Here is a 13,948-nt window from a genome sequence, read left to right on the forward strand (position 1 = left end):
ATCTGTGGAGCACCGGTGGACGGCTGTGTGACATCTCGCATCGTGAAGGCCATCGCCCTCTTTATGCGCTGACTGGCCGCCAGGAGCTGTCTATTCTACCGAAATTCGTCCTTAGCCCTTTTATAAGTTAGTGAACGCAAACAAATCTTGTCGTTTTCGAGGCCCTGGATTTTTTTAGAGGCTGGTGCCGAAGCGTCGTAAACACCTCGAAAAAATGGCCCCAAACCCGACTGCCGGGTGGGGCCACTTGACGCCGCCGCCGTATCAGCGTGCGGGTCGGATCAGGGCGTACTGCGCCCAGTCGCCCCGGCGGTAGAGCACGCTCAGCGACTTGGCCTTGTCCGCCTTGGCGACCGCTGCCTCGAATTCGCGGGCATTCGCCACCTCGAGATTGCCCACCGCGAGGATGACGTCACCCTCACGCAGGCCGGCCCGTGCCGCGGCGTCGTTGGCGGCATCGACCTTCACGCCGCCCTTCAGCTTGAGCTCTTTCTTCTGCGCATCGCTGAGGTCGCTGACCGCGAGGCCGAGCGACTTGAGGGCCGCGGAAGCAGACGGCTTCGCAGCCGGCTCATCGCGGTCGGTTGCGCGCTTGGCGGGCTTGTCGGGCTCGATCTCGGCGATGGTCACGCTGAGGTCGCGCGAGCTGCCACGGCGGAACACGGTCAACGTGCTCTTGGTACCCGGCTTGGTGTTGCCCACGAGGCGCGGCAGGTCGCTCGGCTTCTCGATCGCCTTGCCGTCGAACTTGGTGATGACGTCGCCCGGCTCCACGCCGGCCTTCTCGCCCGGCGAACCGGCTTCGACGCCGCGCACCAGCGCGCCCTGCGCCTTGCCCAGGCCGATGGCTTCGGCCACGTCCTTGGTGACCTGGTCGATCTGCACGCCGATGCGCCCGCGCGAGACGCGCCCCGAGGTGCGCAACTGCTCGCTGACGCGGATGGCCTCGTCGATCGGGATCGAGAACGAGATGCCCATGAAGCCGCCCGAGCGCGAATAGATCTGGCTGTTGATGCCCACCACTTCGCCGCGCATGTTGATCAGCGGGCCGCCCGAGTTGCCGGGGTTGATGGCCACGTCGGTCTGGATGAACGGCAAGTACTCGCCCGTGTCGCGCTGCTTGGCGCTCACGATGCCGGCCGTGACGGTGTTCTCCAGGCCGAAGGGCGAACCGATCGCCATCACCCACTCGCCCACGCGCAGCTTGGAGATGTCACCCACCTTCACCGCGGGCAGGCCCGTGGCTTCGATCTTCACCACGGCCACGTCGGTGCGCTTGTCGGCGCCGATGATCTTGGCCTTGAACTCGCGCTTGTCGGGCAGCGTGACCAGCACCTCGGAGGCGTCTTCCACCACGTGCGCATTGGTCATGACGTAGCCGTCGCCCGTCAGGATGAAGCCCGAGCCCACGCCGCGCGGGCGCTCTTCTTCCTGCTGCGGACGGTTCGGACGCGGCCCCTGGCGCGGGGTGCCCGGCAGCGGCTGGCCGAAGAAGCGGCGGAAGAACTCCTGCATCTCCTCGTCCATCTCGCCGTTGCCGCCGCCGCGCTGCGCGACCTTCTCGACGGTGCGGATGTTGACCACGGACGGACCGACCTGGTCGACCAGGTCGGTGAAGTCGGGCAGCGTGCGCGTCTGCGCATGCACCGACTCGACCGGCAGGAAAGTGGCGCCGGCCGTCAGCGCCAGCGCAAAGGCCAGCAGACCGGAACGAAGCTTGTGTCCCTCGACTTTGAACATCATCGGTTGTCTTTCAAAAAGAACAGAGCTGCAAATAACGACAGAGGCTATGAGTACCCGGCGCCGGCTTGGTTCAGCCCGAACGCCTGCACAGCGTCAGCGCACCGCCCGTCAGCGCGTGCGCGCGAGGCTCTGGGCAAAGGCATTGAGCGTCTGCTGCGGCACCTCGCCGACCGCGGTCAGCCACCAGTCGCTGGCCGGTGCGGGCAGTCGCCGACGGATCGCGTTGGTGGCACCGATGGTCAGCACGCCATCGCTGGGCGTGCGCGCGGGATCGTAGCGTTCGATGAAGAGCGAGACCGTTGCCAGGCCGTCGGAGAAGGTCCACTGGACGGTGGTCGCCTCGGACTTGGGCGGCTTGCCGTCGCCGGCGGGCAGCGCGGGGCGTCGGAAGAAGCTTCGGGGCTTGAATCCGGCCACGGGTGTGCGCAGCATCCAGCCTTCGTCCTGCGCGGTGCTGCGCTCGAGTTCGAGCTTCTCGATGCGGTAGCCGTTCGTGTTGGCCATCATCTGCGCCAGCGCCTGCGCCTTCACGGGCGCATCGAGCTGCAGCTCGGAGAACGCCGACTGCTCGACGACGCGGGTGTCGCTGTCGACGGTCTGGAGCTTCACCACGAGACCGGAGCGGCGTTCGCTCCAGATGCGGTAGCCGAAGCGCAGGCCGTCGCGCGGCACCAGCTGCACCACGTCGGCATCGAAGCCCGCGACGCGGTCCTTGCCGATGGCGCGCACGTCGTAGTAGTCGCCCACCGACGAATCGGGCTTGTCGGGCAGGTTGGGGAAGAGGTCGAGGTTCTCGCGCTTCTCGACCTTCACGACCTTCGCCTCGGGCAGGAAGGTCATCACGTTGCGGTTGCGCCGGAAGGTCGAGCGCGGCGGGCCCGACAGCGCTTCGATGCGCTCCAGCTGGTGATCGCCGTCGCGCACATGCCAGATGCGCGCGCTCGACAGGTCTCCGCCCGGGGCCGACACCACGAAGGTGCCCACGTAGCTGCGCTGCCGCGCGCCCGCATGCATGCGCTGCAGCCACTCGGTCACGCCCATGGCCGGCGGTTCGTCGGTCTGCGCCGAGGGCACGCTCTTCGTGTTCGCCGCGCCGTAGCGGGTCTGCGCGGTGGCCATCTGCCCCAGGCAAAGAACAGCAAACGCGAGCACCAGGGTGCGTGCGGAAATCGGCATGTGAACAACGGTCATTGCAGGCGGCGACGGTCGCGCAATCAGCGCGTGGGGCCCTCGAAGGTGGCGTTGCGCAGGAAACCGGACGGCATTTGCGATGCACCACCGGCCTGCTGGTGGGCTTCGAGCAGCTGGTCGAGGCGCGGATCGCGCAGCATGACCTGCGGATTGCCGCTGCCGACCAGCACGCGGGTCGGCGTCAGGGCGCCGTTGCCGGGCGCCGCGCTGCCACCGGCAGCGGCCGCCAGGACCGAATTCGCCACGGGCGGCTGCACCGCGGCCAGTTGGGCACCGCCGTTCGGCACCGCAGCGCCGTTGCCGACCAGCGTCCAGCTGATGGCCGCCACGGCCATCAGCGACGCAGCGCCGGCCACCAGCTTCCAGCGGAACACCGGCTCGTTGGCCGCCTCGGCACGCTGCCGCACGGGCATCGCAGCCGGCACGGCGGCCAGGGGGGCCACGGACGCGGGCGGAGCGATCACGACAGGCTCATCGGCGAGCCGCTGCTGGAAACGCGCCAGGAAGGCCGAGGTGTCGCTGCAGCGCGAATGCGCCGACGAACGCAGCACATCGCCCACCACGTGGTAGGCGTGCCAGGCGTCGCGCGAGTCGTCCTCGGCGCAGACGGATTCGATCGCACGCGCGAACGCCTCGCCCTGCAAATGGCCGTCCGCCAGTGCGGACACCTGTTCCCGAACCGTCATCGTCTGATTCATGTCATTCACCTGCTGATCTACCAACGCTTGCCGGACTGGTTGTCCAGCAGCGGCTTGACCCTGGCCGAAATGGCCTCGCGCGCCCGGAAAATACGCGAGCGCACCGTGCCGATCGGGCAATCCATGACCTCGGCAATCTCTTCGTAACTCATCCCCTCGATCTCGCGCAGCGTGACCGCCTGGCGCAGCTCGGTCGGGAGCGCTTCCATGGCAGCCTCGACGGCACTGGCGATTTCGTTCGCCGCCATGACCGATTCGGGGGTTTCATCGCTGGTTGGTTCGTTTCCAGGACGGTAAGTTTCATCTTCGTCGTCCGAGGACGAACGCAGTGCGCTTTCGGAGACGGTCGGATCGCGCTTCATGTCCACCAGCGCCTTCTTGGCGGTGTTCACTGCGATCCGGTACAGCCAGGTGTAGAACTGGGCCTCGCCGCGGAACTGGTGCAGCGCGCGGTAGGCGCGAATGAAGGTTTCCTGGGCAATGTCCTCGATCAGGTCGACATCGCGCACCATGCGCCCGATCAGCCGTTCGATGCGGCGCTGGTACTTGATGACCAGCAGCTCGAACGCCTTCTGGTCGCCCGCGACGGTGCGCTGCACCAGCTGGAAATCGACCTCACCCGGGCGCGGCGCCTGCGCCGCCTCATCGGGCAGCGCGGACTCCGGAGGCACGGGAGGCAAGGACGTGGTCATCGAAACGGGTCAGGGCGCGTCGGCCGGAGCGGTCGCGCGCCAGGGATCGCCGGCCGGCTCGGCCGCCGGGGGCCGCGCATAGACCGCACGGCGCACGTCGCGCCAGCGCTCGGGCATGGCCCGCTGCTCGAGCCAGACCCAGCGCGCCGCGCGGCCGGGTTCGGCCAGGCGCACAAGCAGCAGCGACTGGAAATCGAGCGCCACGACGGCGCGCGCGGCGAGCACGCCACGCGTCGGATCGGCACCGGTCAGCGACCAGTGCGATCCATCGAAATGCAGCGTCGCCGCACCGTCGCGCCGCAGGCCAAAACCTGCCGCGACACCGGAAAAGACGACGCTGAGGAGCAGCAGCAACTGGCGCCAGCCATTGCTATCGAACAGATAGCAGGCCGCGCCGGCGCAGCAGACGCCCAGGGTCCAAAGGGCCAGAAGAATCCGGGTCGCGCCGCGGGTGCGCCCCACCGGATAGGTCACCGACGGTGCGCTGTGCATGGGAGAGCGACGCTCAAGCGCGCTTGAACACCAGCGTACCGTTGGTACCGCCGAAGCCGAAGTTGTTCTTGACCGCGACGTCGATCTTCAGATCGCGCGCCTCGTTGGCGCAGTAGTCGAGATCGCACTCCGGATCCTGGTTGAAGATGTTGATCGTCGGCGGGCTCTTCTGGTGATGCAGCGCAAGCACCGTGAACACCGATTCGATGCCGCCCGCGCCGCCCAGCAGGTGGCCGGTCATGGACTTGGTCGAATTGACGACGAGCTTCTTCGCGTGATCGCCGAACGCCAGCTTGACCGCGTTGGTCTCGTTGAGGTCACCGATCAGCGTCGAGGTGCCGTGCGCGTTCAGGTACTGGACCTCGTCGGCGTTGACACCCGCATTGGCCAGCGCCATCGCCATCGAACGGCGCGGGCCGTCGACGTCGGGCGCGGTCATGTGGTACGCGTCGCCGGTCATGCCGAAGCCTGAAACCTCAGCGTAGATCTTGGCGCCGCGCGCCTTGGCGTGTTCGTACTCCTCGAGCACCAGCACGCCGGAGCCCTCGCCCAGCACGAAGCCGTCGCGGTCCTTGTCCCACGGGCGCGAGGCCGTGGTGGGATCGTCGTTGCGGGTGCTCAATGCGCGAGGCGCGGTGAAGCCGCCGATGCCGAGCGGAGAAATGGTCGATTCGGCGCCGCCCGCGATCATGACGTCGGCATCGCCGTACTCGATCATGCGTGCCGACGTGCCGATGGCATGCAGGCCGGTGGTGCAGGCGGTCACGACGGCGATGTTCGGGCCCTTGAAGCCGTACTTGATCGAGACGTGGCCCGAGATCATGTTGATGATCGACGCCGGCACGAAGAACGGCGAAATGCGGCGCGGGCCGCGGCTCGCGTATTCGCCATGCGTCTGTTCGATCATCGGCAGACCGCCGATGCCCGAGCCGATGTTGCAGCCGATGCGCACGGCCTTTTCATAGGGCAGCGCTTCGCCGGTCGGCAGTCCGCTGTCCTGCACCGCCTGGATGGCGGCGGCGAGTCCCAGATGAATGAAGCGGTCCATGTGACGCGCTTCTTTCTCCGAGATGTATTGGGTGATGTCGAAACCCTTGACCTCACCGGCGAACTTGCAGGCGAAGGCGCTTGCATCGAACGCGGTGATGTTCGCAATGCCCGACTTCCCGGCCAACAGGTTGGCCCAGGATTCGGTTGCGGTGTTTCCGACAGGAGCGATGCAACCGAGTCCGGTCACGACGACGCGGCGTTTGGTCATGCCGGCAAACCTTTCTGGAAGCGCTGAGCAGCTGCCGATCGGCGCGGGCGGTTGAAAAAAGAGCCGCCGGCCGTCGTTGCAGTGTCAGCTGGCCGATCAGGCCTTTTGATTCTTGGTGGCGTAGTCGACGGCGTTCTGCACCGTCGTGATCTTCTCGGCGTCTTCGTCCGGGATCTCGATGCCGAACTCGTCTTCGAGTGCCATCACGAGTTCGACCGTGTCGAGCGAGTCAGCGCCGAGGTCGGCCACGAAAGCCTTTTCGTTCGTCACTTGGGACTCTTCCACGCCGAGTTGCTCGGCGATGATTTTCTTGACACGTGCTTCGATATCGCTCATTTGATTCCCTCTAAGGGTTGTAGGTAACTGGTGGATTTTAGCCGGGCGGCCCGTGGCATTTGCCCCGCGCTCCGGTACGGAAAAAGATTGCGCCTTTCGGCTACATGTGCATGCCGCCGTTGACGTGCAGCTCCTGCCCCGTCACGTACGAGGCCTGCGGCGATGCGAGGTAGGCCACCGCATGCGCGATGTCGGCCGGCTTGCCCAGGTGGCCCAGCGGGATCTGCGAGAGCAGCGCCTGTTGCTGGGCTTCCGGCAGGCTGGCCGTCATGTCGGTTTCGATGAAGCCCGGCGCGACACAGTTGACCGTGATGTTGCGGCTGCCGAGTTCGCGGGCCAGCGCACGGGTCATGCCCGACACGCCGGCCTTGGCGGCCGCGTAGTTGGCCTGGCCGGCATTGCCGGACGCGCCCACCACGCTCGTGATGCTGATGATGCGGCCATAGCGCTGTTTCATCATCGGGCGGATCACCGCGCGCGAGAGACGGAAGACGGCCTTGAGGTTGGTGTCAAGCACCGCGTCCCAGTCGTCGTCCTTCATGCGCATGGCGAGCGTGTCGCGCGTGATGCCGGCGTTGTTGACCAGCACGTGGATCGCGCCGTAAGCCTGCACGATCTCGTCGATCAGGGCTTCGACGGCAGCACCGTCGTTCACGTCGAGCGCACGGCCGCGGCCGTCGAACGCGCTCAGCGCCTGGGTGATCTTGGCGGCGCCATCGTCGGTGGTGCCGGTGCCCACGACCTTGAGGCCGCGCTGCGCGAGTTCGAGTGCAATGGCAGCGCCGATGCCGCGCGTTGCGCCGGTGACCAGGGCGACCTGGCCTTCGAATTTGGGAGTGCTCATAAAAGAGAAAAAGTATCGGGGCCTGGCGGCGTTCAGCCGGCGAGCGACTGTCGGACGTCCGCGAGGGTGGCTGGGTCGTACACCGACGCGGCTTCCAGTTCGGGGGCGATGCGCTTCACCATGCCGGCCAGCACCTTGCCGGGACCGCACTCGATGATGGCGGTTGCACCGCGCAGTTTCAAGGCCTGAACGCTCTCGACCCAGCGCACCGGACCGGCGGCCTGGCGCACCAGGGCGTCGCGGATGCGATCGGCATCGGTCTCGACGGCCACGTCGATGTTGTTGAGCACCGGAATCTGCGGCGCGGCCAGCGCCACGCTCGCGAGCTTCTCGCGCAGGGCTTCGGCCGCAGGCTTCATCAGGCTCGAATGGAACGGCGCCGACACCGGCAGCGGCAATGCGCGCTTGGCGCCGTTGGCCTTCAGCAGCTCGCAGGCCTTGTCGACCGCGGCCTTGCTGCCGGCGATCACGGTCTGCATCGGATCGTTGAAGTTCACGGCCTCGACCACTTCGGCGCTGCCGGGGCCGAACGTGGCGGTGGCTTCGGCGCAGCCGGCGACCACCTTGTCGGACGCCATGCCGAGGATCGCCGCCATCGCGCCGACACCGACCGGCACCGCCTGCTGCATAGCCTGCGCACGAAAACGCACCAGCGGTGCGGCCTGCGAGAGCGTGAGCACGCCCGAGGCCACCAGCGCCGAATACTCGCCCAGCGAATGACCGGCGACCACGGACGGCGTGGCGCCGCCTTCGGCCAGCCAGGCACGCCAGGCGGCCACGCCAGCCACCAGCATCACGGGCTGCGTGTTGGTGGTGAGCGCCAGTTCTTCCTTGGGACCGTTCTTGATCAGTGCACCGATGTCTTCGCCCAACGCTTCGGAGGCTTCACGCAAGGTCTCGACCACGGCCGGGTGATCGCCCCAGGCGTCGAGCATGCCGACCGCCTGCGAGCCCTGACCTGGAAAGACAAAAACAAAGGATTTCATTGTTGTTTCTTCGTCATCGCGCCGACGCCCGCTTCGGGGCGCCGCGACGCACTACAGATTCAATAGCACCGCGCCCCAGGTGAAGCCACCGCCCACGCCTTCCAGCATGAGGGTCTCACCCTTCTTCACCTTGCCCGAGCGCACGGCTTCGTCGAGCGCCAGCGGGATCGAGGCGGCCGAGGTGTTGCCGTGCTCGTGCACCGTGACGACCAGCTTCTCGCGCGGCAGCTTCAGCTTCTTGGCCGTGCCTTCCATGATTCGGATGTTGGCCTGGTGCGGAATCAGCCAGTCGATGTCAGCCTCGGTCTTGTCGGCCTTGGCCAGCGTGGCGCGCGCGGCATCTTCGAGCACGCGGACCGCCAGCTTGAAGACGGCCTGGCCGTCCATGTGCAGCAGCGGCGTGCCGAGCACGTTGCCACCCGACACATGGCCGGGTACGCACAGGATGCCGACGTGCTTGCCGTCCGCATGCAGGTCGCTGGCCAGAATGCCAGGTTCGTCGGAAGCCTCGAGCACCACCGCGCCCGCGCCGTCGCCGAACAGCACGCAGGTGGTGCGGTCGTTGAAGTCGAGGATGCGGGAGAACACTTCGGCGCCGATCACCAGCGCGCAGCGCGCGGTGCCCGTGCGGATCATCGCGTCGGCCACCGTCAGTGCGTAGACGAAACCGCTGCAGACCGCCTGGACGTCGAAGGCCGGGCAGCCGGCAATGCCGAGCTTGTGCTGGAGGATCGCGGCCGACGACGGGAACACCATGTCCGGCGTCGAGGTCGCGACGATGATCAGGTCGACGTCGCTCGCCTTGCGGCCGGCGGCTTCCAGTGCATGCTTCGCGGCTTCGAGGCCGAGATCGCTGCTGCTGACATCGGGCGCCGCGAAGTGGCGCGCGTGAATGCCGGTGCGCTCGACGATCCACTGATCGGAAGTTTCGATGCCGCGTGTCGCCAGATCCTTGGCAAGGTCGTCATTGGTGACGCGGCGGGGGGGCAGGTAGCTGCCGGTGCCGGTAATGCGCGAAAAAGGGGTCATCAAGCGTGAAGGGCTGTCGCGTCGGCCGGCACCGCCGACTCCTGCCGCGCGAGCAAAGGCGCGGCGTGGGCGATGCGGGCCCGCACGCGATCGAGCAGGTTGTTGCGAGCGGCATCATAAGCGCGATCCAACGCATGGCCGAAAGCCACTTCGTCGGCCGAGCCATGGCTCTTGAACACCAGCCCGCGCAGGCCCAGCAAGGCCGCACCGTTGTAGCGACGGTGATCCAGGCGACCTTTGAACGCTTTTAGAACCGGGTAAGCAACAATAGCCGCCAGTTTCGTGAGAATGTTTCGCGAAAACTCGACACGAATGAACTCGCCGATCATCGACGCGACGCCTTCGCTGGCCTTCAGCGCCACGTTGCCGACAAATCCGTCGCACACGACGATGTCGGTCGTGCCCTTGAAAATGTCGTTCCCTTCGACGTTGCCGTAGAAGTTCAGATCCTTGGAGTTGGCAGCTGCACGCAGCAGTTGACTGGCCTTCTTGATGGTTTCGCTGCCCTTGATGGCTTCTTCACCAATATTGAGCAAGCCGACCGAAGGCGATTCGTTGCCGGTCAATGCCGAAACGAGCGCCGAACCCAGCACGGCAAACTGAAGCAGGTCTTCGGCGTCGCAATCGACGTTCGCACCGAGATCGAGCACGGTGGTCGCCCCACCCTTCACATTGGGCAGCTGGGGCGCAATGGCAGGACGATCGATGCCATCGAGCGTCTTGAGGAGATAGCGTGCGATCGCCATCAATGCGCCTGTGTTGCCGGCAGATATCGCCGCTTGCGCCGCGCCATCCTTGACCTGCTGGATCGCGACGCGCATCGAAGAGTCTTTCTTCTTGCGCAGGGCGATTTCGATGGGATCGTCCATGCCGACGACTTCGCTGGCCGGTACGATGCGGGCGCGCGGATGGTCGGCAAACCCCGCCAATGCGGCCGGCACACCGACGAGCAGCAACGAGGCTTCGCTGTGCCGCTCGAGAAACGCGCGGCAGGCCGCGAGCGTGACACGCGGCCCATGGTCACCCCCCATGCAATCCACGGCGAGCGTGATTGCGGCGGGCGCAGCAGTGAGTTCGGGAGAAAAAGGCGCAGCCATCAAAACAAAGGCCCGACGCTACAGCAAAAGTAGCTTCGGGCCTTGGCCTTGGGATTCGAGATCAGGCTTCGGACTTGTTCTTGAGCACCTGACGGCCGCGGTAGAAACCGTTCGGGCTGATGTGGTGGCGCAGGTGCGTTTCGCCGGTGGTGGGCTCGACAGCGATGCCGGGCACGCCCAGGGCGTTGTGGGAACGGTGCATGCCGCGCTTGGAAGGCGACTTCTTGTTTTGCTGGACGGCCATGATGGCTCCTGGACGGTTAGGTGGGTGACTGGATGCGGGCTCAAGCGGTGGCAATGAGGCGAAAGCTCCGGCGGCATGCATGGAATGCCACGTTCTGCCTTTGCCTTGTATGCATTGCTGCTCACGGCGGCGCGCGCGAAGCCCATGATTATAGCCCAGCCGGAGAGAAAGGGCTACTTGCCCTCTTCCGGCTTGCGCGGACGCAACGCGCCGAGCACGGCGAAGGGGTTCGGCTTGGCCTCTTCGGCCGCCTGAAAATCGTCGTCGCTGGACGACAGGCGCACCGGCGTCGGGCACACGTCGTGGACCGGCATGACGGGGATCTCCATCAGCAGTTCGTCCTCGATGAGCCCGCGCAGGTCGAAATCGCGGCTGACGACCAGCAGGTCTTCGTCGGACTCCTCGTCTTCCGCCTCGGCCGCGGCCTCATCGGCCACGAAACGGAACCAGCGGTCCACGAACAATTCGGTATCGACCGGCGACAGGCAGCGCTGGCAGACCAGGGGCACGGTGGCTTCGACATCCAGGTGCAGCCAGGGCGTCGCCTTACCGTCGGCGCCGGGGCGCTCTTCGCCGGTCGCTTCCCAGCGGACCACGGCGTCGGTGGCCGGCGTCGCCAGTTCGGCGACCAGTCGCGCGAAACCCGGAACCGGATCGGCACCATCCAGCGTGGCAGCCGCCGCGGTGAACGCGGGCACATTGAGCCTTTCGGGGGCAAATTCTCTCTTCATCCGTCCCAGTCTAGCGCGCCGGCCAGCCTCCCAGGCGAGCAACCCGTCGAGCCGGTCGGGTCCGGTCGCTCACGCACAATCGCTGCATGCAACGCACCGTGATCCTCGCCTCGACCTCGCGCTACCGGCGCGAACTGCTCACCCGCCTCCATCTGCCCTTCGAGGTGCACGCCCCCGAAGTCGACGAAGCCCCGCTCGACGGCGAAACGCCCCGCGCGCTCGCCGAGCGCCTGGCGCTGGAAAAAGCCAACGCCGTGGCCGCGCGCTTTCCCGAGGCGGTGGTGATCGGCTCCGACCAGGTCGCCGACCTGGCGGGCGAAGCGCTCGGCAAGCCCGGCGACCACGCACGGGCCACCGCCCAATTGCGCCGCATGCGCGGCCAAACGCTGATCTTCCAGACCGCCGTGGCCGTCGTCTGCCATGCCACGGGCTTCGTCCAGCGCGACATCGCCCCCGTGCGCGTGGTGTTCCGCGACCTCTCGGACGCCGCCATCGAGCGCTATCTATTAGCCGAACAGCCCTACGACTGCGCCGGCAGCGCCAAGAGCGAGGGCTTCGGCATCGCGCTGCTCGACGCCATCGACAGCGACGACCCCACCGCGCTGGTCGGCCTGCCCCTGATCCGCACCTGCCGGATGCTGCGCGCCGCGGGGATCGACCTGCTGTGACCACAAAAGGCAAGCTCTACCTTGTCCCCGCGCCGCTCGATTTCGGCTGCGACCTCCAGGCCCCGCTGCAGGACGCCCTGCCGTTGGGCACGCTGCAGGCCGCCGCGGGCATCACGCACTGGATCTGCGAGAACGCCAAGTCGGCCCGCGCCTACCTGAAGCGCATCGATGCCGTCGTGCCGCTGGCCGCGCCGCTGCAGGCCCAGGACATCCAGGAACTGCCGCGCGAGGTGCACAAGAAAGGCGACCACGCTGGCCAGTTCGACGCCCGCCCGCTGCTGGCCGCCGCGCTCGCAGGCCACGACATCGGCCTGCTGAGCGAAGCCGGCATGCCCGCCGTGGCCGACCCGGGCTCCTCGGTGGCGCGCGCCGCGCACGACCTGGGCATCACCGTCGTGCCGCTCACCGGACCGGTGTCTTTGCTGCTGGCCCTCGCAGCAAGCGGCTTGAACGGACAGAACTTCGCCTTCGTCGGCTACCTGCCGCAGGACGGCGGCGAGCGCCAGGCGCGCATCCGCGAGCTCGAGGCGCTCGCACTCAAGACCGGCCAGACGCAGCTCTTCATCGAAACGCCGTACCGCAACGCGGCCCTGCTGCAGGCGCTGGTGCAGACGTTGCAGCACAACACCCGCCTCGCCGTCGCGCGCGGCCTGACGCTCGCCACCGCACAGGTGCGCAGCGAGACGGTGAAAGCCTGGCGCGCCGCCAAGCCGCAGGCCACGACCGACGAGCGCCTGCCCGCCGTGTTCGCGATCGGGCGCTGAGGGTGGGGCCGGGCGTCACGGCCGGTACGCGCTGGGCGTCGCGCGCCCAGTTCTTCGCGTCGGGCTTCATCTTCGCGACCTGGGGCGTGCACGTGCCGACGGTCAAGGCGCACTACGCCATCGACGAGGCGCAGCTCGGGCTCGCCATGCTCGCGGCGGGCGCTGGAGCAATGGTTGGGCTGACGAGCGCAGGTCGCTGGATCGGCCGCCACGGCCCGCGCCGCATGGCCGCGCTGTGCGGCTGCATCTACGCACTGTTGATTGCCGGCCTGATCGCGATGCCCGGCTACGCCGCGCTGCTGGGCCTGCTGGCGGTGTTCGGCCTGGTCACCAGCGTGTTCGACGTGGCGATCAACACCGAAGCCGCGCAGCTCGAATTGCGCGGCAATCAGCCGTTGATGAGCGGCATGCACGGCATGTTCAGCCTCGGCGGCATGGTCGGCGCCGCGAGCGGCAGCGCGGCGCTGGCCGCCGGCATGGCGCCGCAGACCCACTTGTGGACGGTGGCCGTGGTGATGATCGGGCTGGTCGCAATCGCGTCGACGCGCATGCTGCCCACGCCGGCCGCACCCGCCGACGGTGCGGCTGCGGCGGACCACGGCTTTCGTCTGCCACGCGGCGTGCTCGCGGTGCTCGGCGTGCTGGCCGCGCTGGGGCTGATCGCCGAGGGCGCCATCTACGACTGGAGCGTGCTCTACATGCAGCAGGAGCTGGGCAGCCCGCAGCAGCAGGCCGCGCTGGCCTATGCGAGCTTTTCCGCCGCGATGGCGGCTGCGCGTTTCGGTGGCGACGCGATGCGCGCCCGCTTCTCACCCACGGCCTTGCTGCGCGGCAGCGGCCTGCTGGCGGCGGGGGCGATGACGCTGGTATTGCTGACCGACCTGCCCTGGCTCGCCTTGCTGGGCTTCGCTGGCGTCGGCGTCGGTTTTGCGAACGTGGTGCCGATCCTGTTCGGCGCTTCGGCCCGCGTGCCGGGCGTGGCGCCCGCCAACGGCATTGCGGCCGTGTCGGCCATCGCTTACCTGGGGTTCATGGCAGGGCCCGCGGTGATCGGCCTGCTGGCGCGGGTCAGCTCCCTGACCGCCGCGCTCTATGTGGTGGTGGCCTTTGCCGCCGCGCTGGCAGCCTCGGCCCGCTTCACCGGCAGCGACGACAGCAGCGCCGCCTGAAAAAAA

At 67.3% G+C, this 13,948-nt stretch carries 16 protein-coding genes; 3 read left to right on the plus strand and 13 right to left on the minus strand.

What is annotated here, in order from left to right:
* Positions 1-264 precede the first annotated feature (264 nt).
* The 13 genes from AC57B8_RS00790 to AC57B8_RS00850 all read right to left on the minus strand — a co-directional run bounded on the left by AC57B8_RS00790 (position 265) and on the right by AC57B8_RS00850 (position 11,341).
* Positions 265-1,743, minus strand: a complete 1,479-nt coding sequence (locus AC57B8_RS00790) for a DegQ family serine endoprotease (RefSeq protein WP_062475536.1) — start codon at positions 1,741-1,743, stop codon at positions 265-267.
* Between the two features lie 108 nt (positions 1,744-1,851).
* Positions 1,852-2,919 carry a MucB/RseB C-terminal domain-containing protein gene (locus AC57B8_RS00795; RefSeq protein ID WP_495271889.1) on the minus strand — a complete coding sequence of 356 codons (1,068 nt, stop codon included), beginning with the start codon at positions 2,917-2,919 and terminating at the stop codon, positions 1,852-1,854.
* A 38-nt stretch (positions 2,920-2,957) separates the two neighbouring features.
* Entirely contained in the window at positions 2,958-3,632 is a 675-nt protein-coding gene (locus AC57B8_RS00800) for an RseA family anti-sigma factor (RefSeq protein ID WP_495271890.1), read from the minus strand.
* A gap of 17 nt (positions 3,633-3,649) precedes the next feature.
* Positions 3,650-4,324, minus strand: coding sequence for an RNA polymerase sigma factor RpoE (rpoE, locus tag AC57B8_RS00805; protein WP_235926394.1), 675 nt, complete (start codon positions 4,322-4,324; stop codon positions 3,650-3,652).
* 9 nt (positions 4,325-4,333) lie between these two features.
* On the minus strand, positions 4,334-4,816 hold the full coding sequence (locus AC57B8_RS00810; protein ID WP_495268099.1) for a hypothetical protein: 483 nt from the start codon (positions 4,814-4,816) through the stop codon (positions 4,334-4,336).
* A 13-nt stretch (positions 4,817-4,829) separates the two neighbouring features.
* The gene (fabF, locus tag AC57B8_RS00815) at positions 4,830-6,074 is read right to left on the minus strand and encodes a beta-ketoacyl-ACP synthase II (protein WP_495261026.1); all 1,245 of its coding nucleotides are present in this window, start codon (positions 6,072-6,074) and stop codon (positions 4,830-4,832) included.
* A gap of 96 nt (positions 6,075-6,170) precedes the next feature.
* The gene (gene acpP / locus AC57B8_RS00820) at positions 6,171-6,410 is read right to left on the minus strand and encodes an acyl carrier protein (protein ID WP_007830471.1); all 240 of its coding nucleotides are present in this window, start codon (positions 6,408-6,410) and stop codon (positions 6,171-6,173) included.
* Between the two features lie 100 nt (positions 6,411-6,510).
* Positions 6,511-7,254 (minus strand): 3-oxoacyl-ACP reductase FabG, encoded by a 744-nt coding sequence (fabG, locus tag AC57B8_RS00825; protein ID WP_062475549.1) that lies wholly within the window; start codon positions 7,252-7,254, stop codon positions 6,511-6,513.
* A 32-nt stretch (positions 7,255-7,286) separates the two neighbouring features.
* Positions 7,287-8,240 carry an ACP S-malonyltransferase gene (fabD, locus tag AC57B8_RS00830; protein WP_495271891.1) on the minus strand — a complete coding sequence of 318 codons (954 nt, stop codon included), beginning with the start codon at positions 8,238-8,240 and terminating at the stop codon, positions 7,287-7,289.
* A gap of 51 nt (positions 8,241-8,291) precedes the next feature.
* Positions 8,292-9,269 carry a beta-ketoacyl-ACP synthase 3 gene (locus AC57B8_RS00835; RefSeq protein WP_495271892.1) on the minus strand — a complete coding sequence of 326 codons (978 nt, stop codon included), beginning with the start codon at positions 9,267-9,269 and terminating at the stop codon, positions 8,292-8,294.
* Entirely contained in the window at positions 9,269-10,366 is a 1,098-nt protein-coding gene (gene plsX / locus AC57B8_RS00840; protein WP_496478344.1) for a phosphate acyltransferase PlsX, read from the minus strand. Before plsX ends, AC57B8_RS00835 begins: the two co-directional genes overlap by 1 nt.
* Positions 10,367-10,427: 61 nt before the next feature.
* On the minus strand, positions 10,428-10,610 hold the full coding sequence (rpmF, locus tag AC57B8_RS00845) for a 50S ribosomal protein L32 (protein ID WP_057592299.1): 183 nt from the start codon (positions 10,608-10,610) through the stop codon (positions 10,428-10,430).
* A 173-nt stretch (positions 10,611-10,783) separates the two neighbouring features.
* The gene (locus AC57B8_RS00850; RefSeq protein ID WP_496478345.1) at positions 10,784-11,341 is read right to left on the minus strand and encodes a YceD family protein; all 558 of its coding nucleotides are present in this window, start codon (positions 11,339-11,341) and stop codon (positions 10,784-10,786) included.
* An 86-nt stretch (positions 11,342-11,427) separates the two neighbouring features.
* Between AC57B8_RS00850 and AC57B8_RS00855 the strand changes: the two genes are divergently transcribed.
* From AC57B8_RS00855 to AC57B8_RS00865, 3 genes are read left to right on the plus strand one after another with little or no spacing between them, the layout of a single operon-like run.
* A complete protein-coding gene (locus AC57B8_RS00855; protein WP_496478346.1) occupies positions 11,428-12,009 on the plus strand; it encodes a Maf family protein in 582 nt (193 codons plus the stop codon).
* Positions 12,006-12,773 carry an SAM-dependent methyltransferase gene (locus AC57B8_RS00860; protein ID WP_496478347.1) on the plus strand — a complete coding sequence of 256 codons (768 nt, stop codon included), beginning with the start codon at positions 12,006-12,008 and terminating at the stop codon, positions 12,771-12,773. The genes AC57B8_RS00855 and AC57B8_RS00860 overlap by 4 nt, the downstream gene beginning before the upstream one ends.
* A gap of 2 nt (positions 12,774-12,775) precedes the next feature.
* On the plus strand, positions 12,776-13,942 hold the full coding sequence (locus tag AC57B8_RS00865) for an MFS transporter (RefSeq protein ID WP_496478348.1): 1,167 nt from the start codon (positions 12,776-12,778) through the stop codon (positions 13,940-13,942).
* The last annotated feature ends 6 nt before the right edge of the window (positions 13,943-13,948 follow it).

This window comes from Variovorax sp. BGA-UO-ETr-C22 (assembly GCF_059567965.1).